Source organism: Micromonospora orduensis (genome assembly GCF_006228125.1).
Lineage (GTDB): Bacteria > Actinomycetota > Actinomycetes > Mycobacteriales > Micromonosporaceae > Micromonospora > Micromonospora orduensis.
Window position 1 is genome coordinate 1 of the sequence record NZ_VDFY01000279.1, and the last position, 24,499, is coordinate 24,499.

General features: G+C 72.4%; 28 protein-coding genes. 11 read left to right on the top strand and 17 right to left on the bottom strand.

All coding sequences use genetic code 11. From position 1 onward, the window contains the following. Positions 1–60 precede the first annotated feature (60 nt). Both FHG89_RS29995 and FHG89_RS30000 read left to right on the top strand, forming a co-directional pair. Entirely contained in the window at positions 61–1,059 is a 999-nt protein-coding gene (locus FHG89_RS29995; protein ID WP_139587750.1) for a tyrosine-type recombinase/integrase, read from the top strand. Between the two features lie 29 nt (positions 1,060–1,088). Beyond that, positions 1,089–1,934 (top strand): LLM class flavin-dependent oxidoreductase, encoded by an 846-nt coding sequence (locus tag FHG89_RS30000; RefSeq protein WP_139587751.1) that lies wholly within the window; start codon positions 1,089–1,091, stop codon positions 1,932–1,934. 16 nt (positions 1,935–1,950) lie between these two features. Here the strand turns inward: FHG89_RS30000 and FHG89_RS30005 are convergent, their stop codons facing one another. After that, positions 1,951–2,322, bottom strand: a complete 372-nt coding sequence (locus FHG89_RS30005) for a VOC family protein (protein WP_139587752.1) — start codon at positions 2,320–2,322, stop codon at positions 1,951–1,953. Positions 2,323–2,385: 63 nt separating this feature from the next. Further along, positions 2,386–4,089, bottom strand: a complete 1,704-nt coding sequence (locus FHG89_RS30010; protein WP_139587753.1) for an acyl-CoA dehydrogenase family protein — start codon at positions 4,087–4,089, stop codon at positions 2,386–2,388. A gap of 137 nt (positions 4,090–4,226) precedes the next feature. On the opposite strand from FHG89_RS30010, the gene FHG89_RS30015 reads away from it, so the two are divergent. Then, positions 4,227–4,685, top strand: coding sequence for an Rv0361 family membrane protein (locus FHG89_RS30015; protein WP_400306057.1), 459 nt, complete (start codon positions 4,227–4,229; stop codon positions 4,683–4,685). 57 nt (positions 4,686–4,742) lie between these two features. On the opposite strand, the gene FHG89_RS30020 is transcribed toward FHG89_RS30015, so the two are convergent. The 4 genes from FHG89_RS30020 to FHG89_RS30035 form a co-directional block, all read right to left on the bottom strand. Then, entirely contained in the window at positions 4,743–5,459 is a 717-nt protein-coding gene (locus tag FHG89_RS30020; RefSeq protein WP_139587755.1) for a thymidine kinase, read from the bottom strand. 56 nt (positions 5,460–5,515) lie between these two features. Beyond that, positions 5,516–6,907, bottom strand: a complete 1,392-nt coding sequence (locus FHG89_RS30025; protein WP_139587756.1) for an MFS transporter — start codon at positions 6,905–6,907, stop codon at positions 5,516–5,518. Between the two features lie 17 nt (positions 6,908–6,924). After that, a complete protein-coding gene (locus tag FHG89_RS30030) occupies positions 6,925–7,692 on the bottom strand; it encodes a glycerophosphodiester phosphodiesterase family protein (protein WP_139587757.1) in 768 nt (255 codons plus the stop codon). Positions 7,693–8,091: 399 nt separating this feature from the next. Beyond that, a complete protein-coding gene (locus FHG89_RS30035; RefSeq protein ID WP_139587758.1) occupies positions 8,092–8,859 on the bottom strand; it encodes a lysophospholipid acyltransferase family protein in 768 nt (255 codons plus the stop codon). 173 nt (positions 8,860–9,032) lie between these two features. Between FHG89_RS30035 and FHG89_RS30040 the strand changes: the two genes are divergently transcribed. The 4 genes from FHG89_RS30040 (at position 9,033) to FHG89_RS30055 (ending at position 13,656) form a co-directional block, all read left to right on the top strand. Next, positions 9,033–10,448: a cytochrome ubiquinol oxidase subunit I gene (locus tag FHG89_RS30040; RefSeq protein WP_139587759.1), complete on the top strand. Its 1,416-nt coding sequence runs from the start codon at positions 9,033–9,035 to the stop codon at positions 10,446–10,448. 14 nt (positions 10,449–10,462) lie between these two features. Beyond that, complete coding sequence (cydB, locus tag FHG89_RS30045; RefSeq protein WP_139587760.1) at positions 10,463–11,461, top strand: cytochrome d ubiquinol oxidase subunit II; 999 nt, start codon at positions 10,463–10,465, stop codon at positions 11,459–11,461. 57 nt (positions 11,462–11,518) lie between these two features. Beyond that, positions 11,519–12,349 (top strand): arginase family protein, encoded by an 831-nt coding sequence (locus FHG89_RS30050; protein WP_139587761.1) that lies wholly within the window; start codon positions 11,519–11,521, stop codon positions 12,347–12,349. 113 nt (positions 12,350–12,462) lie between these two features. After that, positions 12,463–13,656 (top strand): GNAT family N-acetyltransferase, encoded by a 1,194-nt coding sequence (locus tag FHG89_RS30055; protein ID WP_208761159.1) that lies wholly within the window; start codon positions 12,463–12,465, stop codon positions 13,654–13,656. Between the two features lie 215 nt (positions 13,657–13,871). Here the strand turns inward: FHG89_RS30055 and FHG89_RS30060 are convergent, their stop codons facing one another. Further along, a complete protein-coding gene (locus tag FHG89_RS30060) occupies positions 13,872–14,303 on the bottom strand; it encodes a winged helix DNA-binding protein (protein ID WP_167517565.1) in 432 nt (143 codons plus the stop codon). Between the two features lie 95 nt (positions 14,304–14,398). Here FHG89_RS30060 and FHG89_RS30065 point away from each other — a divergent pair, with 95 nt between their 5' ends. Further along, on the top strand, positions 14,399–14,851 hold the full coding sequence (locus tag FHG89_RS30065; protein ID WP_139587763.1) for a MarR family winged helix-turn-helix transcriptional regulator: 453 nt from the start codon (positions 14,399–14,401) through the stop codon (positions 14,849–14,851). A 77-nt stretch (positions 14,852–14,928) separates the two neighbouring features. On the opposite strand, the gene FHG89_RS30070 is transcribed toward FHG89_RS30065, so the two are convergent. The 3 genes from FHG89_RS30070 to FHG89_RS30080 all read right to left on the bottom strand — a co-directional run bounded on the left by FHG89_RS30070 (position 14,929) and on the right by FHG89_RS30080 (position 17,029). Next, on the bottom strand, positions 14,929–15,615 hold the full coding sequence (locus FHG89_RS30070) for a hypothetical protein (protein ID WP_139587764.1): 687 nt from the start codon (positions 15,613–15,615) through the stop codon (positions 14,929–14,931). Positions 15,616–15,688: 73 nt separating this feature from the next. After that, positions 15,689–16,150, bottom strand: a complete 462-nt coding sequence (locus FHG89_RS30075) for a peroxiredoxin (RefSeq protein WP_280116097.1) — start codon at positions 16,148–16,150, stop codon at positions 15,689–15,691. A 45-nt stretch (positions 16,151–16,195) separates the two neighbouring features. Beyond that, on the bottom strand, positions 16,196–17,029 hold the full coding sequence (locus FHG89_RS30080) for a patatin-like phospholipase family protein (RefSeq protein ID WP_139587766.1): 834 nt from the start codon (positions 17,027–17,029) through the stop codon (positions 16,196–16,198). Between the two features lie 78 nt (positions 17,030–17,107). Here FHG89_RS30080 and FHG89_RS30085 point away from each other — a divergent pair, with 78 nt between their 5' ends. Beyond that, positions 17,108–17,836 carry an SDR family NAD(P)-dependent oxidoreductase gene (locus FHG89_RS30085; protein WP_139587767.1) on the top strand — a complete coding sequence of 243 codons (729 nt, stop codon included), beginning with the start codon at positions 17,108–17,110 and terminating at the stop codon, positions 17,834–17,836. Between the two features lie 30 nt (positions 17,837–17,866). On the opposite strand, the gene FHG89_RS34240 is transcribed toward FHG89_RS30085, so the two are convergent. From FHG89_RS34240 to FHG89_RS30100, 4 genes are all read right to left on the bottom strand, one after another. Beyond that, on the bottom strand, positions 17,867–17,992 hold the full coding sequence (locus tag FHG89_RS34240; protein ID WP_280116098.1) for an MFS transporter small subunit: 126 nt from the start codon (positions 17,990–17,992) through the stop codon (positions 17,867–17,869). After that, entirely contained in the window at positions 17,989–19,401 is a 1,413-nt protein-coding gene (locus tag FHG89_RS30090) for an OFA family MFS transporter (RefSeq protein ID WP_139587768.1), read from the bottom strand. The genes FHG89_RS34240 and FHG89_RS30090 overlap by 4 nt, the downstream gene beginning before the upstream one ends. A gap of 110 nt (positions 19,402–19,511) precedes the next feature. Then, positions 19,512–19,748, bottom strand: coding sequence for a flavin reductase (locus FHG89_RS30095; protein WP_139587769.1), 237 nt, complete (start codon positions 19,746–19,748; stop codon positions 19,512–19,514). After that, the gene (locus tag FHG89_RS30100; protein WP_244295993.1) at positions 19,745–20,044 is read right to left on the bottom strand and encodes a hypothetical protein; all 300 of its coding nucleotides are present in this window, start codon (positions 20,042–20,044) and stop codon (positions 19,745–19,747) included. The genes FHG89_RS30095 and FHG89_RS30100 overlap by 4 nt, the downstream gene beginning before the upstream one ends. A gap of 207 nt (positions 20,045–20,251) precedes the next feature. Here FHG89_RS30100 and FHG89_RS30105 point away from each other — a divergent pair, with 207 nt between their 5' ends. Together FHG89_RS30105 and FHG89_RS30110 are read left to right on the top strand one after the other, a co-directional pair. After that, complete coding sequence (locus tag FHG89_RS30105; RefSeq protein ID WP_139587770.1) at positions 20,252–21,019, top strand: DUF5753 domain-containing protein; 768 nt, start codon at positions 20,252–20,254, stop codon at positions 21,017–21,019. Continuing rightward, positions 21,016–21,207, top strand: coding sequence for a DUF397 domain-containing protein (locus FHG89_RS30110; RefSeq protein ID WP_139587771.1), 192 nt, complete (start codon positions 21,016–21,018; stop codon positions 21,205–21,207). The genes FHG89_RS30105 and FHG89_RS30110 overlap by 4 nt, the downstream gene beginning before the upstream one ends. A 78-nt stretch (positions 21,208–21,285) precedes the next feature. Here the strand turns inward: FHG89_RS30110 and FHG89_RS30115 are convergent, their stop codons facing one another. The 3 genes from FHG89_RS30115 to zwf all read right to left on the bottom strand — a co-directional run bounded on the left by FHG89_RS30115 (position 21,286) and on the right by zwf (position 24,203). After that, on the bottom strand, positions 21,286–21,903 hold the full coding sequence (locus FHG89_RS30115; RefSeq protein ID WP_139587772.1) for a DUF402 domain-containing protein: 618 nt from the start codon (positions 21,901–21,903) through the stop codon (positions 21,286–21,288). A 52-nt stretch (positions 21,904–21,955) separates the two neighbouring features. Continuing rightward, positions 21,956–22,642 carry a GNAT family protein gene (locus FHG89_RS30120; RefSeq protein ID WP_208761160.1) on the bottom strand — a complete coding sequence of 229 codons (687 nt, stop codon included), beginning with the start codon at positions 22,640–22,642 and terminating at the stop codon, positions 21,956–21,958. 187 nt (positions 22,643–22,829) lie between these two features. Further along, positions 22,830–24,203, bottom strand: coding sequence for a glucose-6-phosphate dehydrogenase (zwf, locus tag FHG89_RS30125; protein WP_139587773.1), 1,374 nt, complete (start codon positions 24,201–24,203; stop codon positions 22,830–22,832). Between the last annotated feature and the right edge of the window lie 296 nt (positions 24,204–24,499).

Here is a 24,499-nt window from a genome sequence, read left to right on the forward strand (position 1 = left end):
CCCGGCGGGTGTCGGCGCGCCTGCGTGGCAAACCCACCCGGTGCTGAGAACCTTTTTCACATGGTGTCCTCCGACGCTCCGGTGCTCGCCCGCCCCACCGCCCGACCGGCTCTGCCGGCCGGGCCGGTCGACGTCACCGAGGCGTGGCTGCGCAACCGCCGGCTGTCCGAGCACACGCGCGACGCCTACCGGCGGGACGTCACCGGCTGGCTCCACTGGTGCGCCGAGCGGGACCTCGACCCGTTGCGGGCCACCTTCCTGCACGTCAACGAGTACGCCCGGACGCTGGAGTCCACAGTCGCCGCGCACAGCGGCCGGCCGCTGACCCCGGCCACCGTGGCGCGTCGGCTCTCCGCGCTGTCCAGCTGGTACGACTTCCTGGTCAAGCTCGGCGGGGTGCCGGCCAACCCGGTCTCCGGCGCGGACCGGCCCCGCGTCGACCGGGACCACTCGGCCACCGTGGGCCTGACCCCCGAGGAGGTCGACGCCCTGCTCAGCGCCGCCGACGCGGACACCGGCCCGACGGCCGCGCGCAACCGGGCGGCGCTCGCGCTCCTGGCCGACCTGGGCCTGCGGGTCGGGGAGCTGATCTCGCTGGACCTGACCGACCTCGGCACCGAACGCGGGCACCGCAGCGTGCGCTTCGTCGGCAAGGGCGGCAAGCAACGCCGCCGCGCCCTCACGCCCGGCACCGGGTACGCGGTGGACGCCTACCTGGCGCAGCGGGCCGCCGCCACCGGCGTGCCGGTGACGCAGCTGACCGGGCCGCTGCTGGTCACCGCCAGCGGCGCCCGGCTGGACCGGCACTCGGTGTTCCGGATGGTCCGCCGGCTCGCCCGCGCCGCCGGCATCCCGGCCTGGGCGAGGCTGTCCCCGCACTCGCTGCGGCACGCCTTCGCCACCACCGCCCGGTCGGAGGGCGTCCCCCTCGAAGACGTGCAGGACGCGATGGGCCACGCCGACCCACGGACCACCCGCCGCTACGACCGGGACCGGCACAACCTCGACCGCGATCCGGCGTACGCGGTGTGGGCGGCGCGGTCCCGCCGGCGCGGCTGAGCGTCGCACCCCCGCCGTAGGTTCGACCGATGAGACACGGTCTGGAAATTCCCTGCGGCGGCGGCGCGGTCGCGGTGTCCACCCTTGTGGAGTTGGGTGAGCTGGCCGAGCGCGCCGGGTGGGACGGGGTGTTCCTGGAGGACTACGTCATCCACTACCGGGGCGACGACCCGTCCACCTACGACCCGTGGCTGGTGCTCGGCGTCATCGCCTCCCGGACCGACCGGGTGCGCCTGGGCACCACTGTCACCGCGCTGCCCCGACGCCGGCCGGCGAAGCTGGCCCGCGAGGTGCTCACCCTCGACCACCTCAGCGCCGGCCGGGCCACCGTGGCGGTCGGTGTCGGCGACCCCGGCGACAGGGGTCTGGCCGCGTTCGGCGAGCCGACCGAGCTGGCCGTGCGGGCCGCGATGCTCGACGAGGGTCTCGACCTGCTGACCGGCCTGCTCAGCGGCGAGCCGGTCCACCATCGGGGCGTGCACTACCGCGCCGACGGCGTGGCGCTGCGACCGCCGCCGGTGCAGTCGCCCCGGGTCCCGGTGTGGGTCGGCGGCAGCACCCAGGCCGGCGCGGTACGACGCCGCGCGGCGCGCGCCGACGGCATCGTCCCGTACAAGCTCACCGACACCGACGGGTGGTCCGACTTCACCCCCGACGAGGTCCACGACCTGGTGCGGGCCCTGCCACCGACCCGCGCCGACGGCCAGCCGTTCGACGTGGCGATCGGCGGCCGACGGCGTCGCCCGGACGAGCGCGCCGAGCGGGCGCACCTGCGCCAGGTGGCCGCCGCCGGGGCCACCTGGTGGCTGGAGTACGTCCCGGTCGGTGACCCGGCGACGATGCGTGCCGCCGTGGCCCGGGGCCCGCTGCGCTGACCGTCGGCCCGCCCGGTCAGCCCTGCGGGCGGGGGCAGATGCAGAACGGCTGGCCGATCGGGTCGATGAGCACCACCCACCGTTCGCCGCCGGGCTGGAACTCCGGCTTCGACGCCCCGGCGGCGACGAACTCCTTCTCGGCCACGGCCAGGTCGTCGACGTAGAGGTCCAGGTGGTATCGCTTCTGCCCGGCCGGGTCCGGCCAGGACGGCGGCTGGTACCCCTCGACCAGGCCGAAGCCGATGGACGTCCCGCCGCCGCTGATCATCGCGTACTCGGCTTGGCTGTGGGTGACGTCCCAGCCCAGCGCCCGGTGGTAGAAGGCGGCGTGCGCGGCGGGGTCGGAGCTGTCCAGGTTGACCATCGCGAGGTCGGCGGTTGTCGTCATGCCCGCAGTCTGACCCGTCCTACCTGTCATCCTCTGTCAGGTACATCGGCGTTTCCTGGACGCTCAGCAGAGCAGGTCCAGGTGGTGGTGGGCGTCCTCGGCGATGTCCTCGTGCCGCAGCCAGCGCCGCGCCCACAGCCGGGCGGCCAGCTCCGCCTGCTCGTCACCCCACGCGGCGTGCTCGACGAGCAGGGCGGCGGTCAGCGCGTACGCCAGGCGCAGCGCCAGGCCCCGAGCACCGGCCAGCACGGCGTCCGCGCCCGGGTCGGCGGTCACGGCGGTGATGGTGTCGCCCAGCTGCGTGGCGGTAATGGCCAGCGTGTCGGCCAACGCCGGCGAGAGTGCCCGGGCCAGGTCCACGGCGGCGGCGAGCCTGCTCAGCAGCGGCGCCCCGGCGTCCTCGCGGGTCAGCGCGCGCAGCACGTCCAGGGCCAGCACGTTCGTGGTGCCCTCCCAGATCGGCAGCACCTGGGCGTCGCGCAGCAGCCGGGGCACGCCGGTGTCCTCCACGTAGCCCGCCCCGCCGAAGCTCTCCACGTACTCGCTGGCCGAGCTGACGGCGAGCCGGCCGGTGGCGAGCTTGGCCAGCGGCGCCACGACGCGCAGCTCCGCGGCGGCCTCCGGGTCGGCGCCGACCTCGACCCGCCCGAGCAGCGCGAACGCGTGCCCGGCGAGGGCGAACGCGCCCGCCGCGTCGACGGCGAGGGTGCCCAGGGTGGCCCGGTGCAGCGGCGACGACGCCAGCGCGCCGCCCGCGACGTGCCGCACATCGGCGTACGCCCGGGCGTAGGCCAGGCCGCGTCGCATCCCACCGGCCGCCGCGGCGGCGTTGTGCACGCGCGTCACCACCACCAGGGTCATCGCCCGGACCAGCCCGGGCACGCCCGGGTCACCCAGTGGCACGGCGTACGCGTCGTGCAGGCCGATCTCGGCGGTGGGTAGCGCGCGGGTGCCCAGCTTGTCCTTGAGACGGTGCACGGTGACGCCCGGCGCCGGCGCGTCGGCGGCGGCCCCGTCGGCCAGGGGCGAGTCGGCCGCGTAGCGGGGGACCAGGAACGGGGCGAGGACCCGGCTGCCCCGTCCGGCGCCCTCGGGTCGGGCCAGCGCCACCGCCATCGCCGCGTCGGCCGCCGAGCAGAACCACTTCTGCCCGGTGAGCCGCCACGACCCGTCGGCGGCGGGCCGGCCGATGGTGCTGGAGCGGCCCAGATCCGAGCCGCCCTGCGACTCGGTCATCCACTGGCCGCTGGTGATCGCCGTGGCCGGGTCGGTGGAGACCAGCCGGGGTAGCCAGGCGTCGCGGACCGACGCGTCGACGTCGGGCAGGCTGAGCAGCGCCGCCGCACCGTCGGCCATCGCCACCGGGCAGGAGAACGTCGCCGACTCCGGCCCGTACAGGTGCAGCAGGGCGTACTGGACGACCCGCGCGGCGGCGCCCCAGGTGCCACGCGCGTCGGCCAGGTAGGGCAGCGCGACCACGGCGTGCCGGGCCGCGGCGGCCCGCTGCGCCTGCCAGCCGGCGGACGTCTCGATGCGGTCGACGCGGGCGCCCCACGGGTCGTAGCGGACCAGGGTCGGCGGGTGCGCCTCGGCGTCGGCGTGCGCCGCGCGCAGCGGCCCGGTGACATCGGCCGCCAGGTCGGCCAGCCGGCCCTTCGCGGCGGCGTGCCCGGCCGGGCCGAGGTGGCGCTCCAGCCACGACCGCAGCAGCGTGTCGTCGGCGTACGGGTCGGCGGGGGGTGGTACCGGCTGCACGAAGCGGTTCATCGATCGGCTCCCTGGCACTGCTCGGGTGTGTGCGCCGACGGTAGACGATTCGTGGCGGCCGCGAACAGGGCCTCGGGCGCACCCAGTTTCCCGCTTGTCCTGCCTCACCGCGACGGTGTTCTCTACGGTCGGTAGTCGTGGGTGCCGGTCAGACGTGGAGCCGACCGGCCCGGCGGAACCGTCCGATGCGCACCGGGCTGGCGTTCGCCGGGTTCGGCGTGGCGCTGTGCTGCGTCGGGGTGGCCGGCCTGGCCGCGTGGAACCTGCAGACGGTCCGCGGGGCCGCCGGGCCGATCCGGGAGACCGCCGACGGCTTCTTCAACGAGGTGACCGTCGGGGACACCACCGGGGCGTACGACCGGCTGTGCAAGGACGCGCGCAGCCGGTGGAGCGCGATCGGCTTCACCAGTTGGGTGCGTACGCCGCCGATGGTCACCGACTACGAGATCACCGACGTGTCGGTGGCCACCAAGAGTGGGCGGGCGCACGGCACGGTGACCGTGAAGGTGACACGTGACGGGGGCATCACCGAGGAGCGCCGCCTGCCAGTGGTCCGCGAGGGCGGGGACTGGCGGGTGTGCGGTGACCCCTTCTGAGCCGGCGCTCACCGTCGCCGTGATCATGTCCGACGGGATGTCGGGGCGGCGGGCGCCTCAGTCGCGGGGGCCGAGATCGCCGCTGCGGTAGTGCCGGCGGCAGAGCACCTGGTAGCGCACGTCGGCGGTGTCCACGGTGTCGCCGATGACGACCTGCGCCCCCTCGCGGACCACCCGCCCGTCGACGACGCGGGCGTTGAGCAGCCCCTCCCGGCCGCACCAGCAGAGCACCTCGACCTGGATGCGGGCGACCTCGTCGGCCAACTCGAACAGGCGTTGCGCGGCGGGGAACAGGCAGGACCGGAAGTCGGTGGCGAGGCCGAACGCGAACACGTCCACGTCGTAGCTGTCGACCAGCTCGGCCATCTGCTCGACGTGCTCGACGGTGTAGAAGCAGGCCTCGTCGCAGATGAGGTAGTCGACGCGTACCCCGTCGGCCCACCGGCCCCGCACGAGAGCCCGCAGATCCAGGTCGTCGGTGACCTCGATGGCCTCGTGGGCCAGCCCGATGCGGGTGGTGACCTGCGGGCCCAGCGACCGGTCGATACGGGTGGTGACCAGCCCGCGGCGGCCCTGCCGGGCGTGGTTGTAGTTCATCTGCAACGCCATCGTGGACTTGCCGCAGTCCATCGGCCCCCAGAAGAACTTCAGCGCCGCCGCGTGCACCGGACGCCCGTCGAGCCCACGCGCCGCCGCGCACCCCGCCGGAGCGTGCGGCTGGCCGGGGAACGGGTGGGCCAGGCAGGTGGGGGCGGCAGCGGCGTCGTCAGTCACGGTCGGGCAGCCTAGCCGATCGACAGTGCCTGATCTGCCAGGTGCGGGATGCGTGCTCAGAGCACCTGGGGCGGTGTGTTGCCGGCCGCGACGATGGCCCGGCGGATCGGCACGGCGGCCAGTAGCAGGAACCCGACGACGAAGAAGATCAGCAGTGAGACCAGGCCCACCCGGTACGAGGCGGTGAGCTGGAACACCAGGCCGAAGGCGAGCGGCCCCAGCCAGCTGGTGCCCTTGTCGCTGATCTCGTAGAAGCCGTAGTACTCGCCCTCCTTGCCGGCGGGGATGAGCTGGCTGAACAGCGACCGGCTCAAGGCCTGGCTGCCGCCCAGGACCAGCCCGATCGCCGCGCCGAGGATCATGAACGGCACCGGCGCCTCGGCGGGCAGCCGGAACGCGCCGAGGATCACGCCCGTCCAGAGCACCAGGCTGAGCAGCACCGTCTTCCAGGCGCCGATGCGCCGGGCCAGCGCGCCGAGGCTCAACGCGCCACCGAAGGCGAGGAACTGCACCAGCAGGATGGTGACGATCAGAGTGCTCTGCTCCAGCCGCAGCTCCTCGGTGCCGTACTGGCTGGCCAGGGTGATGACGGTCTGGATGCCGTCGTTGTAGACCAGGAACGCGAGCAGGAAGAACAGCGTCAGCGGGTAGGCCTTGATCTCGCGCAGCGTGCGACCCAACTGCCGGAACCCGTCGGTGAGCACGTTCCCGCCGCCGGTCAGCGCCGCGGCGCTGGGGCGTTCGCGCAGCCAGCGCAGCGGCACCAGGGTGAACGCCGCCCACCACACGCCGGCCGACACGATCGACCAGCGGGCCAGGTCCAGGGTGCGCTGCGGGTTGTCGTCCTCGCTGAGCAGGGTGACCGCGACGAGGTTGAGCGCCAGCAGCAGGCCGCCGCCGAGGTAGCCCAGCGCCCAGCCGCGGCTGGAGATGCCGTCGCGTTCGTCGGGGCCGCCGAGCTGCGGCAGGAACGAGTTGTACACCACGATGGCGGCGCCGAAGGAGATGTTGGCGATGAGGAACAGCGCGCCGCCGAGCAGGTAACGGTCGCCGGTCACGAAGGCCATCGCGATTGTCGCGCCGGCGCCGGTGAACGCGGCGCCGCCCAGCAGCCGCTTCTTGTGCGCCGACCGGTCGGCGATCGCCCCGATGACCGGCAGCACGAACACGGTGAGGAACACGGACAGCGAGATGAGGTACGGGTAGTAGGACCCGGCGGCGACCTTGACGCCCAACGGGTACACCGAGCCGTCGCAGGTGTCCGCGCCCAGTTCGCAGCCGGCGGCCAGTTCGGCGACGGTGGTCAGGAACGGACCCAGGAACACGGTGATGACCGTGGTCTGGAACGCGGAGTTGGCCCAGTCGTAGATGTACCAGCCGCTGCGCTCGCGGCGGGTGCTCGCCGGGTGCGGGGCGTCGTTGGCCGTGGGGGTCACGGTCTCGGCCATCGGGGGTCCTTCGGTCCTCAGGCGGCCCAGTGGCCGCGGCTGCGGTAGACGTCGCGCAGCACGCCGACGTGATCGGTCATGATGCCATCCACGCCACGATCCAGTAAGTCGTGCATCTGGGCGGGTTCGTCGATCGTCCAGACGTGCACCTGCAGGCCGAGCCGGTGGCAGTAGTCGAGGAACCGGCGGTCCACCACCGGCATCCGCCCGTAGCGTGGTGGCACCTGCGCGGCGACCACCGGCGGGGGCAGCCGCAGCGGGCGCCCGTGCAGGGAGGCGAGCCGCAGCCGGGCCACCCCGCGCATGCCGAGGCTGGTGGCGATGCGTCCCTCGGTGAGGGCGCGCATCCGGGTCAGTCGGGCGTCGCTGAACGAGGCGAGCAGCACCCGGTCGGCGGCGCCCGCCCGGGTCACGGTGGCGACCGCCGGCTCGACGCCGCCGTCGGCCTTCACGTCGATGTTGAAGCGGACCTGCGGCCAGGCGCCCAGGACCTCGTCGAGCCGGGGTACGACGGCGGCGCCGCCGACGCGTACCGAGGCGAGGTCGGCCCAGGTCATGTCGGCGATGCGCCCCGGTTCACCGGTGACCCGGCTCAGTGTCGGGTCGTGGAAGATCACCGCGACGCCGTCGGCGGTGGCGTGTACGTCGGTCTCCACGTACCGGTAGCCCAGCGCGATGGCCCGGGTGAACGCCTCGGCGGTGTTCTCGTCGCCCTCGGCCGCGCCGCCGCGGTGCGCGAACGCCAGCGGCGCGGGCGCGTCGAGGTAGCCGAATCGGGTCAACACGCGACGCAGTATGCCCGCCCCCGGTGGAGCGCGGGTGACCTACCGGCGAAGATCAGGCCCGGGACGCCGGGGACGCGGCACCCCGGGGGGGCCGCACGCTCCCCCGCGGACCGGCCCACGACCCCACCCCCGGACGCCTGTCCTTCGTCCTTTGCTCTGCACCCGCGGAAGCGACAGTCACCGTCTGTAGCTGGTGCGTCCGCGGGTGCAGAGCAAAGGGAGCGGAGGTGGTGTTGGGGGTGGGGGTGCGGCGCCCGGCCGAAATCGGGGCTGCGGCCCCGCCCCCGCAGACCCGTTCCACCCGGTGCCCGACTCGGCTTTCCGGCACGCCGTGCGGGTGTTGTCCGGGCACGGGCGCACCCCGACGTCGCGGCAACCTCGGCGGTCGCGGCGCTGGCCTCAGGCCGAGCGGCGGCGGTGGGCCCGGCTGGGGTCGCTCGGGCGGCCGGGGTCGACGTGGCGGGGCAGGTCCGGCTCGTCGGGGCGCAGCGGGGCCAGGGTGTCGGTGAGCGCGTCGATGATCCGGTCGGTGGCCCGGCGGGCTGCGCCGGCGTTGGCGGACGTGATCTCATCCAGACCGACGGGGTCGCCGAAGTGCACCCGGATCACCGGTCGACGCCACAGCGCGCGGGCGATGCCGCGCAGCATTCCCTTCGGCGCCCGGTAGGGCAGCACCTCGTGCGCGCCCCACTGGGCGACCGGGATCACGGGGGCGGCGCAGACGAGCGCGAGCCGGGCGGCGCCGGTCTTGCCACGTTCGGGCCACATGCCGGGGTCCAGGCCGATGCGCCCCTCGGGGTAGATGAGGATCACCGAGCCGCGGGCGACGGCGGTGGCGGCATCGTCGAGGGCCCGGTGCACGGCGCTGGTGCCACGGTCGACCCGGATGTGCCCGGCGTGGCGCATGGCGGCGCCGAACACCGGGACCCGGAACAGTCCGGCGGTCGCCATGATCCGCGGGGCGATGCCGCGGGTCTGGCAGGCGGCGGCCATCACCACCGGGTCGAACGGGCTGATGTGGTTGGCGGCCAGCACCAGCGGGCCGCGTCGCAGGTGCGCCGGGACGTCGCCGGTGACCTCGAGACGGGCGAGCAGGCCGACCAGCCCCCGGGCCAGCAGGAGGGCGGCGCGCCAGATCAGCGGCGGCTGCCAGGTGGAGGTGTTCATCAGCGCGCCATCGTCGCACGCGGCGGCGGGGCCGCGAGGGCGGGTCGGCGGGTTGCCCGGGTGATCAGGGTCATTGGTCCCGGGCCGTTTCGGGCCACCCGGCCCTGCCCGATTCTCTACGACGAGCAGTAGTATTTACTACGTCTCGTAGTACGGATGGCTGGGGGTTTCAGGTGGACGCGTTGGACGTCGCCCGTTGGCAGTTCGGTGTCACCACCGTCTACCACTTTCTCTTCGTTCCGCTGACCATCGGCCTGTCCGTGCTGGTGGCCATCCTGCAGACAATGTGGCACCGCACCGGTAACGAGCGCTACCTCAAGCTCACCAAGTTCTACGGCAAGCTCTTCCTGATCAACTTTGCCATGGGCGTGGTCACCGGCATCGTGCAGGAGTTCCAGTTCGGCATGAACTGGAGCGACTACTCCCGCTTCGTCGGTGACATCTTCGGCGCGCCCCTGGCCATCGAGGCGCTCGTCGCGTTCTTCCTCGAATCCACCTTCATCGGCCTGTGGATCTTCGGCTGGGACCGGCTGCCCAAGCGGGCGCACCTGGCCAGCATCTGGGCCGCCGCGATCGGCACCAACCTGTCCGCGTACTTCATCCTCGCGGCGAACTCGTTCATGCAGAACCCGGTCGGTTTCCGGATCAACCCGGACAGCGGACGCGCCGAGCTGACCGACTTCCCGGCCGTGCTCACCAACAAGGTCGCCCTGATCACCTTCCCGCATACCCTGGCCGGCTCGTTCCTGGTCGCCGGGTCGCTGGTCGTCGCGGTCGGCCTCTACCACGTGATCCGCAACCGCGACTCCGCCGACACCGGGGCGTACCGCTTCGCCACGAAGTTCGGCTCCTGGGTGGTCCTGGTCGCCTCCGCCGCCGTGCTGTTCACCGGCGACATCCAGGGCAAGATCATGACGGACGTGCAGCCGATGAAGATGGCCGCCGCCGAGGGTCTCTACACCACCGAGAGCCCCGCCTCGTTCTCCGTGCTCACCATCGGCAGCCTCGACGGCAGCCGCGAGGTGTTCGCCCTGAAGATCCCGTACCTGCTGTCGTACCTGGGCACCGGCGACCCGAACGGCACCGTGCACGGCATCAACGACCTCCAGGCCCAGTACGCGACCCAGTACGGCGCGGGCAGCTACACCCCGATCATCCCGGTGACCTACTGGAGCTTCCGCTTCATGATCGCCTTCGGGATGGCCGCCGCCGCGATCGCCCTGCTGGTCCTGTGGAGCCAGCGCAAGGGCCGTACCCCGCGCAGCAGGTGGCTGCTGCGCGCCGGGCTGGCCATGCCGGTGCTGCCGCTGCTGGCCAACTCCTTCGGCTGGATCTTCACCGAGATGGGTCGCCAGCCGTGGATCGTCTTCGGCGAGATGCTCACCCGCAACGGCGTCTCCCGCAGCGTCTCGCTGACCGAGGTGCTCACCTCCTTCACCGCCTTCACGCTGATCTACGCCACCCTCGCCGTGATCGAGGTCAAGTTGCTGCTGCGCTACGCCAAGGCCGGCGTGCCCGACGTCAGCGAACAGCACCCCATCGACGACACCCACGACGACGCCGAGCGCCCGCTCGCCTTCGCCTACTGATCCCGGAGCCCATCGTGGACCTGACCACCATCTGGTTTCTCCTCGTCGCCGTGCTGTTCACCGGCTACTTCATCCTGGAGGGCTTCGACTTCGGCGTCGGCATGCTGCTGCCCGTGCTCGGCCGCAACGACCGGGAACGCCGCGTCCTGATCAACACCATCGGCCCGGTCTGGGACGGCAACGAGGTGTGGCTGATCACCGCCGGTGGCGCCATGTTCGCCGCCTTCCCGGAGTGGTACGCCACCCTCTTCTCCGGCTTCTACCTGCCGCTGCTGCTGATCCTGCTGGCCCTGATCGCCCGGGGCGTCGCCTTCGAGTACCGGCACAAGCGCCCCGAGGCGTCCTGGAAGCGCCGCTGGGACGCGGCGATCGTGGTCGGCTCCCTGCTGCCGGCGATCCTGTGGGGCGTCGCCTTCGCCAACATCCTGCGCGGCGTGCCCCTGGACGCCGACCACGAGTACGTCGGCGGCCTGCTCGACCTGCTCAACCCGTACGCCCTGCTCGGTGGCGCGACGACCCTCGCGCTGTTCCTCACCCACGGCGCGGTGTTCCTCGCCCTGAAGACCACCGGCGACATCCGTGAGCGCGCAGGCGCCCTCGCGGTGCGCCTCGGTGTCGGCGCCGCCGTGCTGGCGGTGGGGTTCCTGACCTGGACGTTGAGCATCCGCTCCAGCGCGGCCGCCGCCGTGCTCGCCGTCGGCGCGGCCCTCGCCCTGCTCGGTGGCCTGGCCGCCGCCAAGGTACGCCGGGAGGGCTGGGCGTTCACCGGCACCGCTGTGGCGATCGGCCTGGCCGTGGCGACCCTGTTCGCGGCGCTGTTCCCGAACGTGCTGCCGTCCACCCTGGATGCGGCCGGCACGCTGACGGCCACCAATGCCGCCTCCACCCCGTACACCCTGAAGATCATGACCTGGGTGGCGGTGATCTTCACGCCGGTGGTGCTGGCCTACCAGGGCTGGACGTACTGGGTGTTCCGCAAGCGCATCGGCGTGGCCAACATCCCGCAGCACTGACCGTCGGGGCGGGGTCGCACGGCGCTCGGGAGCGAGGCCACTGGAAAGATCGTCGCCATGTGGAGCCGGGATCTCGACGTACTGGTGCCGATGTGGCAGGGCGCGGATGACCTCCGGGTGCGCGAGGGCCCGGCCGCGCTGGCTGCCCTCACCGCGCCGGGGACGCGGCGGGTCACGGTGCCGGTCCCGGCCGGCGGATCGGAGCGCGAGGGTGGTGTCCGCCACCGGGCTGCGGTTGTCGACGCCTACCGCGCGCACCGCGACGTGCTCGCGCGGCACCGTCCGCAGCGGCTGCTGACCTTCGGCGGGGACTGCGCGGTCGAGGTCGCGTCGGTGGCTCACCTCGCGGGTCGGTACGCGCACCGGCTGTTCGTGCTGTGGATCGATGCGCACGGCGACCTCAACACGCCCGCGAGCTCGCCGAGCGCAACGGCGCACGGCATGCCACTGCGGCTGCTGCTCGACGACGGCGCGCAGGGCGCGCTGCCGGCATCCCGCTGCCTCTCGCCGGGGCAGGTCGCCCTGGTGGGGGTCCGGGATCTCGACCCCGCCGAGGTCGAGTACGTGCACCGGCACGACCTGACGGTGGTGGACGCCCCGACGCTGGGCGCGCAGCCGACCCGGCTGGTCGCGCTGCCCCCGCCCGGCGCTGCGGTGTACGTGCACCTCGACCTGGACGTGCTGGACCCGTCCGCGTTGCCGGCCGTGGCCGTCCCCACCCCCGGTGGCGTGACAGCCGCCGCGCTGGCGCGGTCGCTGATCGCGCTGCGCGCCCACCACGAGGTGATCGGAGTGGGAATCACCGAGTACGTTCCGCAGCTCGCGCACGACCGGCGGGCGCTCATCGAGGTGCTGGACGCACTCGGGCTGACGGATGCGCATGCCTGATCCTGTCCACGCGGACAGGGCTCGGACACCGAGCCCGCTGCCCCGGCCAGCCGGCCTCGTGGCCGCCCAGAAAATCGGCGGTCGGCGCGGATCCGCCCCGCTAGGTTGTTCCGATGCCCGCCACTGTGTACGTGCGTGAACTAACCATCGACGACCTCGACGCCGCCTGGGAGTTGGGCCGGTTAGCGTTCGGCGGCAGCCAGGAGCGCCCCGCCAGCACGAGCGTCGAGGTGCCCGGCATGACCCGCTACGGCGCGTTCGACGGCAGCGGTCGGCTCGTCGGCAAGGCGGTCGACCTGGACCACGACCAGTGGTGGTCCGGGCGGGCGGTCCCGGCGGCCGACGTCGCCGGGGTGGCGGTCGCCCCCGAGGCTCGTGGCCGGGGGGTGGCCCGTGCCCTGCTCACCGCCCTGCTGGCCGGCGCCCACGAACGCGGCGCGGCGGTCAGCGCCCTGTACCCGACCGTCGCCGCCCCCTACCGCTCCTGCGGCTGGGAGGTCGCCGGTGTGCTGCGCACCGTCAACCTCGCCACCGCCTCGCTGCCCCGGCGCCGGCCCGCCGCGCACCTGACCGTACGGGCCGGCACGCCCGCCGACCTGGCCGCCGTCGCCGACCTGTACGAGCGGGTCTCCCGCCACCGCAACGGCATGCTGACGCGCCGGGGCGAGCTGTTCGACCACTTCAACGCCAAGGGAGACCTGCCCGGCGACGGTCTCACCCTCGTCGAGGCCGACGGCGACCTGGTCGGCTACGCCACCTGGCAGCGGGGCCGCGGCTACGGCGCCGACTCGGTGCTCACCGTCGACGAGGTGCTGGCCGTCACCGCCGACGCGGCCCGGGAACTCGTCGGTGTGCTGGGCAGTTGGGCCAGCGTCGCGCCGACGCTGCGGCTGTGCCCGCTCGACGGCGACGCCGTCAGCACCCACCTGCCACTGGAGGCGGCCCGCGACCACGAGCGGGACCTGTGGATGCACCGGCCGGTGGACGCTGTCGGCGCGGTGAGCGCACGTGGCTGGCCCGCCCACGCCCGGGGCGCCGTCGACTTTCACCTCACCGACCCGCTCGCCGACTGGAACACCGGCACCTGGCGGCTGGCTGTCGCCGACGGCGCCGCCGAGCTGACCCGGACCAGCGGCGAGGCGGACCTGCGGCTGGACGTGCGCGGTTTCGCGCTGCTGTACGCCGGGGCGGCGCACGCGCGCTCGGTCGCGCAGGCCGGCCTGCTGGACTGTGCCGGTGACGCGGACCCGTCCGCCCTGGACCTGTTGGGCGCCGGCGGCCCGGCACAACTGCTCGACTACTTCTGACGGCCCGTGCGGCGTGCGCTCGGGCAAGGACCGTCTCCGGCGGGGACGGGGTGGCCCTGCTGTCCCATCCGCGCCTTCCGTTGGTGGCGGCTTGGGACGACGACCGTCCGGCGATCGGGATCTGGGAGTACGGGGATGGACATCTGCGGGAGTGCGACCCGTCCTGGCTGAAGATCCGGGCGGCCACGAACCGACTCACCTGAGCCCCTGTCGGTTCAGGCAACGCCCGCCAGTTCGTCGTTGGCCCGCTCGGTGATGAGCGAGAGGACGCGGGCGGCAGCGTCGGCCTCGGCGGGCGGGATGTCTCCGTACAGCCGGGCGGTGATGCCCTCGACGGCGTCGGCGATGTGGGCCTGGGTGGCGTGGCCGGCGTCGGTGAGCCGTACCTGCGGCTCGGCGGTGTCGTCGAGCCGCGCCAGGTCGGCGGCGACGAGGCGGGCGATCATCTCGTGCACGGCCGACTCGTCGACCTTGCGGGTGCTGGTGATGCGCTGCACGAGACGCGTGCGGGCGACGGGGCCGGCGGCGAGGGCGTTGAGGGCGAGGACCTGGCCGAAGTCGACGCCCAGGGGCACGACAGCGCGTTCGAGCAGGGCCCGGGTGGCGAAGTGGGCCTGACCGATGACCTGACCGTTGAGAGTGGACACGATGCCTCCTTCAGAACGTTGGCTTCACCAACGTTGGTAGAGCTAACGTAACAGGGTTTGTGGGTCACGCCAACGATTCCTGTTAGGCTGCCGCCATGGACGCCACCGCCCCGCAGTCACCCGCCGGGCTGCGGACCACCCCGAGTTGGCTGCTCAACCAGGCCGCCACCCACGCCGGACGACTCATCAGCGCCGGCTTCGCCGTGCACGACCTGCGCGGCTACCACTACCGGCTGCTCGCCGCACTGGCCGAGAGCGGACCCGCGAGCCAGGCCGACCTGGGACGTCGCTGCGCCATCGACCGCAGCGACGTCGTGGCCGCCGTCAACGACCTGACCGGTCGGGGACTCGTGGTACGCGCCCCCGACCCGGCCGACCGTCGCCGCAACGTCATCAGCCTCACCGAGGCCGGCGCCGACGAGGCCCACCGGATGGCCGACACCGTCGCCCGCGTGCAGGACGACCTGCTCGCACCCCTGTCGAGCGCTGAACGCGACCAGCTGACCCGCCTGCTCACCCGACTACTCGAGCACCACAGCGGCCACTGACGCCGACACCGCCACGGCGGGCCCACCCAACCGGGGCAGACCCGCCGCGACCAGCGAAAACCCGACGCGCGCAGCGCTCAGCGGGCCTCGCGCAGCTCCGCCAGTCGCGCCTCGATCTCGGCCAGCTCGGCGCGCAGCTTCTCCGCCTGCTGCTCGGCCTCGGCCCGCTCGGTGCCGAGGATCTGCTCCACCGCCTCCTGCACACCGGGCACGTCCACAAGCGCCACCATCTTCAACGCCTCGGCCGGCTTCACCACGTACGGCTTGGCCAGGGCCTTGCTGCCCTGCTGCGCGGCGACGGTCCACTCGCCGTCGGCGTACGCCAGGGTCACCGTGAGGCCGGCGGGGCTCTTGGGCTTGGCGGCCTTGACCACCCGCCGCGCCGGCGTCGCCTTCTCGGTCTGCTCCACCTTCGACTCCTCCTGTCGCGGCGCGGGCACCCGCGGCGTGTCCAACACGAACTCCGGCGCGGCCGCCGCGGGCGGCTCCGGCTCGGGCTCCGGTTTCGGCTCCACCACCCGGCGGCCCGCGCCCTTGGGCGCCACCGCCAGATCGGCGGGGGAGAACGGCAACTCGTCGCGGCCGAACCGCACCACCACGAACTCGTCGGACACCTCCGGGTCGGTCAGCTCGATGACCTGGCCGACCTGACCGGCGATCTGCCCCGCCGACGCGGTGAACACCACCCGTGGCTTACGCCCGGCCGCCAACGCCTCCCGGATGCTCTGCACCTCGCTAGTGGACAAACCCTGGCCGGCATCCATCACAACCCTCTTCCGTACACCTGTTTGATTGCTGCCTTGATACCAGCCCGCTGCGACAGCCGCCGCACGGGGTTCAGCCGCCCAGTGCCCGCAGCGCCCGGTCCGCGTGGTCGTTCATGCTGACCTCGCTGTGGATCACCTCGACGATCCGCCGGTCGGTGCCGATGACGAACGTCATCCGCTTGGTGCTCAACGGCCCCAACGGCAGTCGCCGGCGCACCCCGAACGCCTGCGCCACCGTCCCGTCCTCGTCCGACAGCAGCGGATAGTCGAAGCCGTGCAGTCCGGAGAACTCCGCCTGCTTCGCCACCGGGTCGCGGCTGATGCCCACCCGCGACGCGCCAAGCGCCACGAACTCCGCGGCCAGATCCCGAAAGTGGCAGCTCTCCGCCGTGCAGCCCCGGGTCATCGCCCCCGGGTAGAAGAACAGCACCACCGGACCGGTCGCCAGGAACTCCGACAGCCGCCGCGGCGTGCCCGTCTCATCCGGCAGCTCGAAATCCTCCACCACGTCGCCGACACCCACACCCGCCACCGCGTACCTCCGTTGTCCGATCGACCGCGCGGTGAGCGTAAGCGATCACGCCCAGAGGGCTGTCACCTCGTCCGCCACCACCGCGGCCTGCGCCCGTCCGGCCCGCGCCGCGCCGGCCCGCCGGGCCGGGTCCAGCACGTTACGGCCGATCGCGGTACGCGCCGACCCGTCCGGCGTCACCACCACCACCTGCGCACCGGCCGTCCGCAGCTCGTCCACCTGCGCCGACAGCCGTGGCATCGGCCCGATCGCCGCCGACGTCGGCGCGAGAATCAGCACCCGCCGCGCGCCCGCCGCCAGGTCCGCGTTCACCGTCGAGCGCATCCCACCGTCGACGAAGCGACGGGATCCGATCGTCACCGGCGGCCACACCCCGGGCACCGCGCAGCTCGCCCCCACCGCGTCCACCAGCGACACCCCGTCCGCGCCGTCGAACACCACGAACTCGCCCGTGGCCGCGTCGACCGCCGTCACCAGCAGCCGCCGCTGCGGCCACTCCCGCGTCGGCAGGCGGGCCTCGATCACCGCCCGCCGCGACGCCTCCGACGGGGTACGCGCCGCCACCGCCATCGCCCCGATGCGTGCCCTGGACCGCTCCGCGTCACGGGTACGCCCACCGGCCCACACCAGCCGCGCCACCGCCAGGAAGCCCAGCCGCGCCGCCACCTCACCGGTCGGCGGCGCCAGCTGCTCCTCGTACAACTGCTCCAGCGGCACCCCGGAGCGCACCTGCGCGCCCACCACCGAACCGGCCGACGTGCCCACCACCAGGTCCGCCTCGGTGACCGGCACACCCCGCTCGGCCAGTCCCGCGAGCAGCCCCAGCTCCCACGCCACACCTGTCACGCCGCCACCGCCGAGCACCAACGCCCGCTGCATGTGACTCTCCTCTCGACGACTGGTCCGCGCCGGTCACGGTAGCGTCGGCCCATCCCACCCGACAGCCCTGGAGGCACCGTGGCACCCGTCACCGTCATCACCGGCGGTGGCCGGGGCATCGGCGCGGCCACCGCCCGCCGTCTCGCCCAGGCCGGTCACCGCATCGCCCTGTGCTACCGCCGCGACCATGCCGCCGCCGACGCCGTCCTGGCTGACCTGCGCGCCGCCGGTCGGCAGGCCGTCGCGGTACGCGCCGACACCACCGACCCCGACCAGGTCGCCGAGCTGTTCGACGCCGCCGGGCAGCTCGGCCCGCTCACCGGCCTGGTCAACAACGCCGGCGTCACAAGCCTCATCGGGCCCTTCACCGAGCTGCGCGTCGGGGATCTGCGCCGCGTCGTGGACGTCAACCTCATCGGGTACGTCCTCTGCGCGCAACAGGCCGCCCGCCGGCTCGGCGACGGCGGGGCCATCGTCAACGTCTCGTCGGCCGCCGCGACCCTCGGCAGCCCGGGGGAGTACGTGCACTACGCCGCCGTGAAGGCCGCCACCGACACGCTCACCGTGGGCCTGTCCAAGGAACTCGCCCCCAGGGGCATCCGGGTCAACGGCGTCGCGCCCGGCATCGTGCGCACCGACATCCACGCCGACTCCGGCGTGCCCGATCGTGCCGACACCGCGGTCGGCCGCATCCCGCTGGGCCGCGCCGGGGAACCCGACGAGATCGCCGCCGCCATCGCCTGGCTGCTCAGCCCGGACGCCTCGTACGCCACCGGCACCGTGCTGCGCGTCTCCGGCGGTCTGTGAGCCGGGGCGCGCACGCCCCGGCTCACACCCTCAGTTAGTGAACAGCTTCGCCGCCGTGATCAGCGTCTGCGCCACCCCGTAGCCGAGCAGCGCCGCCACCACCAACCAGGAGATCCACAACCGGGTCTGCTGCCCGTGTCGACTGTCGTCGCTCATCGCGTACCACTCCTCTCCGAGGCCTTGTCCTCGTGCGCGTCCCGCTGTTCCGATGGTTCGTGGTAGCGCTGCGGCACCGGACGTACCAGCAGGTTCGCCACGAAGCCCACGGCCAGGACGCCCACCATGGTGAACAGCGCTGGCCGGTACGCCGCCGCCGTCAACGTGCCCGGCTGGCCCTGCGCGTCGAGGAACCCGTTGACGATCAGCGGGCCGGCGATCCCCGCCGCCGACCAGGCGGTCAGCAGCCGGCCGTGGATCGCACCCACCTGGTACGTGCCGAACAGGTCCCGCAGGTACGCCGGCACGGTGGCGAACCCGCCGCCGTAGAACGACAGGATCACGCAGGCCAGCAGCACGAACAGCGCCGTCGCGGTCTGCCCGACCAGCGCCAGCAACGCGTACAGCACCATGCCGACGCCCAGGTACACCAGGTAGATCGGCTTGTGCCCGATCACGTCCGAGGTGGACGACCACACGAACCGGCCGGCCATGTTGAACAGCGACAGCAGTCCCACGAACCCACCGGCCGCCGCCACCGACACCGCCGACGTGCCGTTGTCCCGGAAAAAGTCCTGGATCATCGGGCTGGCCTGTTCCAGGATGCCGATGCCGGCGGTCACGTTGCAGAACAGCACCACCCACAGCAGCCAGAACGAGCGGGTCTTGACCGCGTTCGCCGCCGACACGTTCGCCGTCGTGACCAGGGGCTTGGCCGCCACGCTCGCCCGGTCGAACCCCTCCGGACGCCAGCCCTCGGCCGGCACCCGCACGTTCGCCACCCCGAACATCATGATCACGAAGTAGCCCAGGCCGAGCGTCACGAACAACCACACCAGCGCGCTACCCGACGCCGTGGAACCGGCGTTGGCCGGGTCGTACGCGGGGTCGTAGAACGACAGCAGCTGCCGGGACAGGGGAGAGGCCACCATCGCCCCACCGCCGAAACCCATGATCGCCAGCCCGGTGGCCAGGCCCGGCCGGTCCGGGAACCATTTGATCAGCGTCGATACGGGCGAGATGTAGCCGATGCCCAAGCCGATGCCGCCGAGCAGCCCGTAACCCAGGTACAGCAGCCACAACTGCTTCGTGGCGATGCCCAGCGACCCCACCAGGAAGCCCGCCGCCCAGAAACAGGCCGAGACGAACATGGCCTTGCGCGGCCCGTTCGCCTCCACCCAGGTCCCGGCGACCGCGGCCGACAGGCCCAGCATCACGATCGCGATGCTGAAGATCACCCCGATGGCGGTCTGACTGGTGTCGAAGTGGGCGATCAACGAATTCTTGTAGACGCTTGTCGCGTAGACCTGACCGATGCAGAGGTGGATGGCCAACGCCGCCGGAGGGATCAGCCATCGGCTGTAGCCGGGCGGCGCGACGGTGTGCCGACGATCGAGTGCGGAAAGCATGCGCTGCTTCCTCTCCGAAGCGGGCGAGGGACGTCCCCCTCACATGCCCACACCTCGCCGTGCCGGCAAACCTCACCGTCGCCGGACGGTCGAAACCGTGAGCTGAGCGGTCAGTCAGTCACCCACCCGCCGAACCGCTCATCCAGCCTGGCAGACGACACATCGGCGCCGAGCTGCGCCGCCGCCTCCTCGCGCAGCGTCGCCAGATGGGCCAGAAGGGCGGCCCGATCCTCGCGGTACGCGGCGAGCAGGACCAGCTTCGCCGCCGAGCACGGCCAGGCGATCCCGCACGCCCGACACCGCCAGGTCGGCCGGGTGGGCAGGTGCCCGGTCCGGCGGCGGGTCACCGACCAGACCCCGATGACGTACGACGCACCGGCGCCGGCAGCGCCGTCAACCACTGCGCGCCGGCCGGCATCAGGTACAACTCGCGGCGCGCGACGGCGTCGCCCGTCGGGCCGAGCTGGTACGCGTCGATCCACAACCAACCGTGGTACGTGTGCCTGTCGCTCAGCGCCCGGATCACCCGCACCGTCATCGGCCGCGTGAACTGTGGGCTCGCGGCGCTGGTCAGGTACAGCAGGTCGCCGCAGCGCACCTGCCGTACGCCCGTTGTGATGGGCTTCGACTGCTCGAAGGGCACGGTCTTCCCCTGGTTCGCGACGGTGGGAAGGGGCCGCCCCGGGAGTGCTCGCCCACCGGGACGGCCCCGCTACGAACGCGTCCGCCGGGTTCTGGTCCCTGCCGGCCGCGCCGTCTGCCCGCCACCTTCTCGAAGGGTTGCGGGACGCATACACTCCGTAGAAGCATTCCTCTGGGACGTTCGGGACGTCAGGGAGGAAAAGGCGCAGTGAACCACGTACTCATCGCCGCGATGGCCGAGGCCGGCGAGACAGCCGAGAGCCTCGCCGGCCAGGTCGGTGTCGATCCGAAGACGGCCGCCCGGTGGGCCAACCCGGGACGCGTTCCCCGGGCGAGACACCGCACCGACGTCGCCCGCCTGCTCGGTCGTGAGATCGGTGAACTGTGGCCGGACGTCCTGACCCGCCGCGAACCGGCATGGTTCCGCCCCTGGGCCGACATCGAACGCCAGGCGGTGTCGCTGCGAACCTTCCAACTGGCGTGGATCCCCGGCCTCCTCCAGACCGAGGCGTACGCCCGCGCCACGCTCGCGGGGGAGGCGATGACCCCGGCGGAGGTGGACGACCTCGCGGTCGCACGGATCAACCGGCAGGCCGTGCTGCGCCGCGAGCGGCCACCGCTGCTCACCGCGGTACTCGACGAGATGGTTCTGCGTCGGACACTCGGGGATGACCGGGCGATGATGGCCGAACAACTCGCGGCCCTCGTCGAGCAGGCCACCAAGCCCGCGATACGCGTCTACGTGGTACCAGTGACAGCCGGCATGCACCCAGGGCTCGGCGGCCCCTTCACCCTCGCCGAGTTGCCCGACGGCGGACGCATCGCGCACGTCGACAGTCAGGCGCCCGCGCTGATCACAGATCAAACCATCGACGTTGCTACGCTCGAACGGCGATGGGAGTGTGTTCGCGGCGAAGCGCTGTCCCGAGCGCAGTCTCTGGATCTGATGAGGGAAGCGGCACAATCATGGATGTGACTGGCGCACGGTGGCGCAAGAGCACCAGGAGTGGCAACAACGGCGGTGACTGCGTCGAGGTCGCCGACAATCTGCCTGGCATCGTCCTGGTCCGTGACACGAAGGACCGTGACGGCGGGACGCTGAGGTTCGACACCGCTCAGTGGCAGGGCTTCGTCCGTTTCGCCAAGGCCCTCGGCGCAGCCTGACGGCCTCCGGGCTGACGCAGACCGCTTCGTCCGTGACGCATCGACACGCGTCCGAGGACCATCGAGCGGGCCTGACGGTCAAAGGCTTCTCTGCGGTTGTTGCGGAGCGGGCAGCCTTCGGTCGATTGCCTGTTCGAAGCGTTCCCAGGTGGCCTGGGTAAAGGGGTGGACCCCGTCGAGAATCAAGTTGGCGACGCGCCGTGCTTCGTCGCGTGTGCGGGCCGCCTCGGCTGGGGTGAGCCATTCGCTGCTGACGGCGTCGTCGAGTTCGTCGTCGTCGGCGATGCCGACGGTCCTGCCGTGCCGGCTGAGCCGGGGGCGAGGATCGGTGCCGGAAGGCGTGTCGTCGTCCGGCAGGTGCCAGAGGTCCAGCTCGAGATCGACGAAGCCCCACACGTCCCCGCGTCGCGTCACGGGGCGGGACAGGTCGACGGTGATCCCGGTCCACGGTGTGTGCCTCCAGGCGGCGACCCAACCGCCCTGGTGTGGTGCGAAGTAGAGCACGACGCAGCCCGGTTCCTCGGGGATTCCGGAGAAACACGTGGCCTCGCGGCCGTCTGCCCACCGACCCGTGTAGGAGGTGCCTTCGGGATGGAACAGCCAGGAGCCGACCTCGTCGTCACCGAGGTGGTAGGTGAGCCAGCTGCCCTCATTGCCGTTGAGCTTCTGCTTCACGAGCTTCAGGACGCGGGGCATCGCCTGAGACTAGACCGCCACGTCGCGATGATCTCGATTGGCGGCTGCCGTCCTAGCTGGCTGGCTGCGCCCGCCAGATCCAGTTGCGTCGCTCGTACAGCGGGGTGAGACCCAGGCGGCGCATGTTGTCCAGGGACGGGTTGGACGTTCCCGGCTCGGGTCGTCCCGTCTCGCCGGTGACCCACCGGCAGCCGGCCTCCGCGGCGGCCCGCACCCGGGCGGCCAGCAGGCCCGACTGGGCACCTCGACCCCGGTGCGTGGGCAGGGTCGCGCCGGTGTTGAGCGAGGCCGCCGCGCCGTGCAGGAACAGGTTGGCAGCGGCCACCATCTGCCCACCGTCCCAGGCGGCGAAGGGGCGGAATCCCGGGTCGCGCACGCTCGCGCTGAGCATCGGCGCCAGGTGCTCCTCGGGCATCCCGAAGCAGCGCAGCACCAGCGACGCCCACTCGTGCACCAGGTCGTCCGGGACCGGACCGACCCGCAGGTCCGTGCGGCCGGGCCTCAGCGTGCTGATCTCGCCGGCCAGTTTGACCCAGGTGCCCGCCCCGGTGATGTTCTCCCGGGCGCAGATCTCGTCCCAGTTCCCCGGCAGCCGTTCGGGGGCGATCTGGATGACGGCCGAGGGTGTGCCCTCGGCGCGGTAGACGTCGCACACGCGGGCGATCAGCTCACAGGTGACGGGTTCGTCGATGCCGAACCCGAGCGCCTTGCTCCAGTAGCCGGTCGGGTCGTGCCGCATGGACAGCACCACCCCGCCACCCAGCCGGGTGGCCGAGCGCCGCCCGGACGTCGGCCGGAGCTCCCGACTCGTACCGGAACATGAACTCGGCCTCGGTCAGCTCGGCGAGCGCGCGTACCGTGTCGTCAGCTGTCATTCGGCACAGCCTGCCATCGCGTCGCGCGCCCCGGTGCCGTGAGCGGCGCCACTACCGCAGGTCCGGGGTGTGCCAGCCGCCGGCGAGCGCGTCGGCGTCCGCCGGACCCCAGGTGCCCTTGTCGTACGGCTGCACGTCGGTCGCCAGGTCCAGGATCGGCCCGACGATCCGCCATTCCTGTTCGATCGTCTCCTCGCGGGCGAACCGCAGGTGCTGCCCGTCCATCGCGTCGTCGAGCAGCCGCTCGTACGCCTCCTGACGCCGACCGAACGCGGCGCCGAAGTCGACCGACAGGTCCACCGGCCGGCTGGTCACCTCGGCGCCCGGGCTCTTGGCCTGGATGGACATGGTGATGCCGTCGCCGCGGCCGAGCCGGAACCGCAGCAGGTTCGCGGGCGCGGCGGCTCCGCCCTCGGCGGGGATGAGCGGGCGTTGGGGCTGCTTGAACTCGACCACCACCTCCGTCGCCGTCCCGGGCAGGGACTTGCCGGTGCGCAGGTAGAACGGCACACCCGCCCAGCGGGGGGAGTCGACAATCAACCGGGTGGCCACGAACGTCTCGGTGTTCGAGTCCGGTGCGACGCCCGGCTCGTCGCGGTAACCCGCGTACTGCCCCCGTACGGTGCTCTGCGGTGACAGCGGCTCGATCTGCCGCAGCACCGCGACCTCCGCCTCGCGGAAGGCGTCGGTGTCGTCGGCGCTCGGGGCGTCCATCGCGATGAGGGCGACGACCTGCAGGATGTGGTTCTGCAACACGTCGCGGGTGGCGCCCACCGTGTCGTAGAAGCCGGCGCGGCCATGGGTGCCGAACCCCTCGGCGAGGGTGACCCGGATGTTGTCGATGTGGTCGCTGTTCCACAGCGGCTCGAACAGCCGGTTGGCGAACCGGAAGGCGTAGAGGCCCTCGACGGCCTCCTTGCCCAGGTAGTGGTCGATGCGAAAGACGCGCTGCGGGTCGAACGCGGCGCGCAGGGTGCGGTCCAGCTCGCGGGAGGAGGCCAGGTCACGTCCGAAGGGCTTCTCCACGATGACCCGGCCCCTCTCGGCCAGACCGGCCGCCGCCAGGCCCTCGACGACGGCGCCGAACACCGCCGGCGGGATCGCCAGGTAGAAGATGGGCCGCTTCGCGTCCGTCAGGCGCTGCGCGAGCCGCTGGTACGTGCCCGGGTCGGCGTAGTCGCCGGAGATCATCGACAGCTGACCCGCCAGGGCGTCGAACGCCTCGTCGTCGACCTCGTCGTTGGCCTCGGTGACCGACTTGCGGGCGGTGGTGACCAGTTGCTGATCATCCCAGGGGGAGCGGGCCACGCCGATCACCGGAACGTCGAGGCGTCCGCGCCTGCTCAACTCGTACAGCGCCGGGAACAGCTTCTTCGAGACGAGGTCTCCCGTGACGCCGAACAGCACTACCGCGTCTGAGCGCATGGCACTTCCATCCGATCATGAAACTCTGATCTTCCAGTCGGTGAACCGTACGGCCGCCTGACGAATTCCCCGTCGCCGGACGCGGGTGAGGACGACGACAGCCAGGTCACTCCGCCCACAGGAACGATTAGGAGTGTTTACAGTACGGGTGGGCCCCGGGTAGCGTGCGGATCGGATCGATGATGACGAACGCCTGGAGGTACCCGTGCGTCGCCGACACACCACCACGCGGCTGCTGGCCATAGCCGCGCTCGCGCTGCCCCTCACCCTCCCCGCAGGCCCCGCCGCCGCCACAC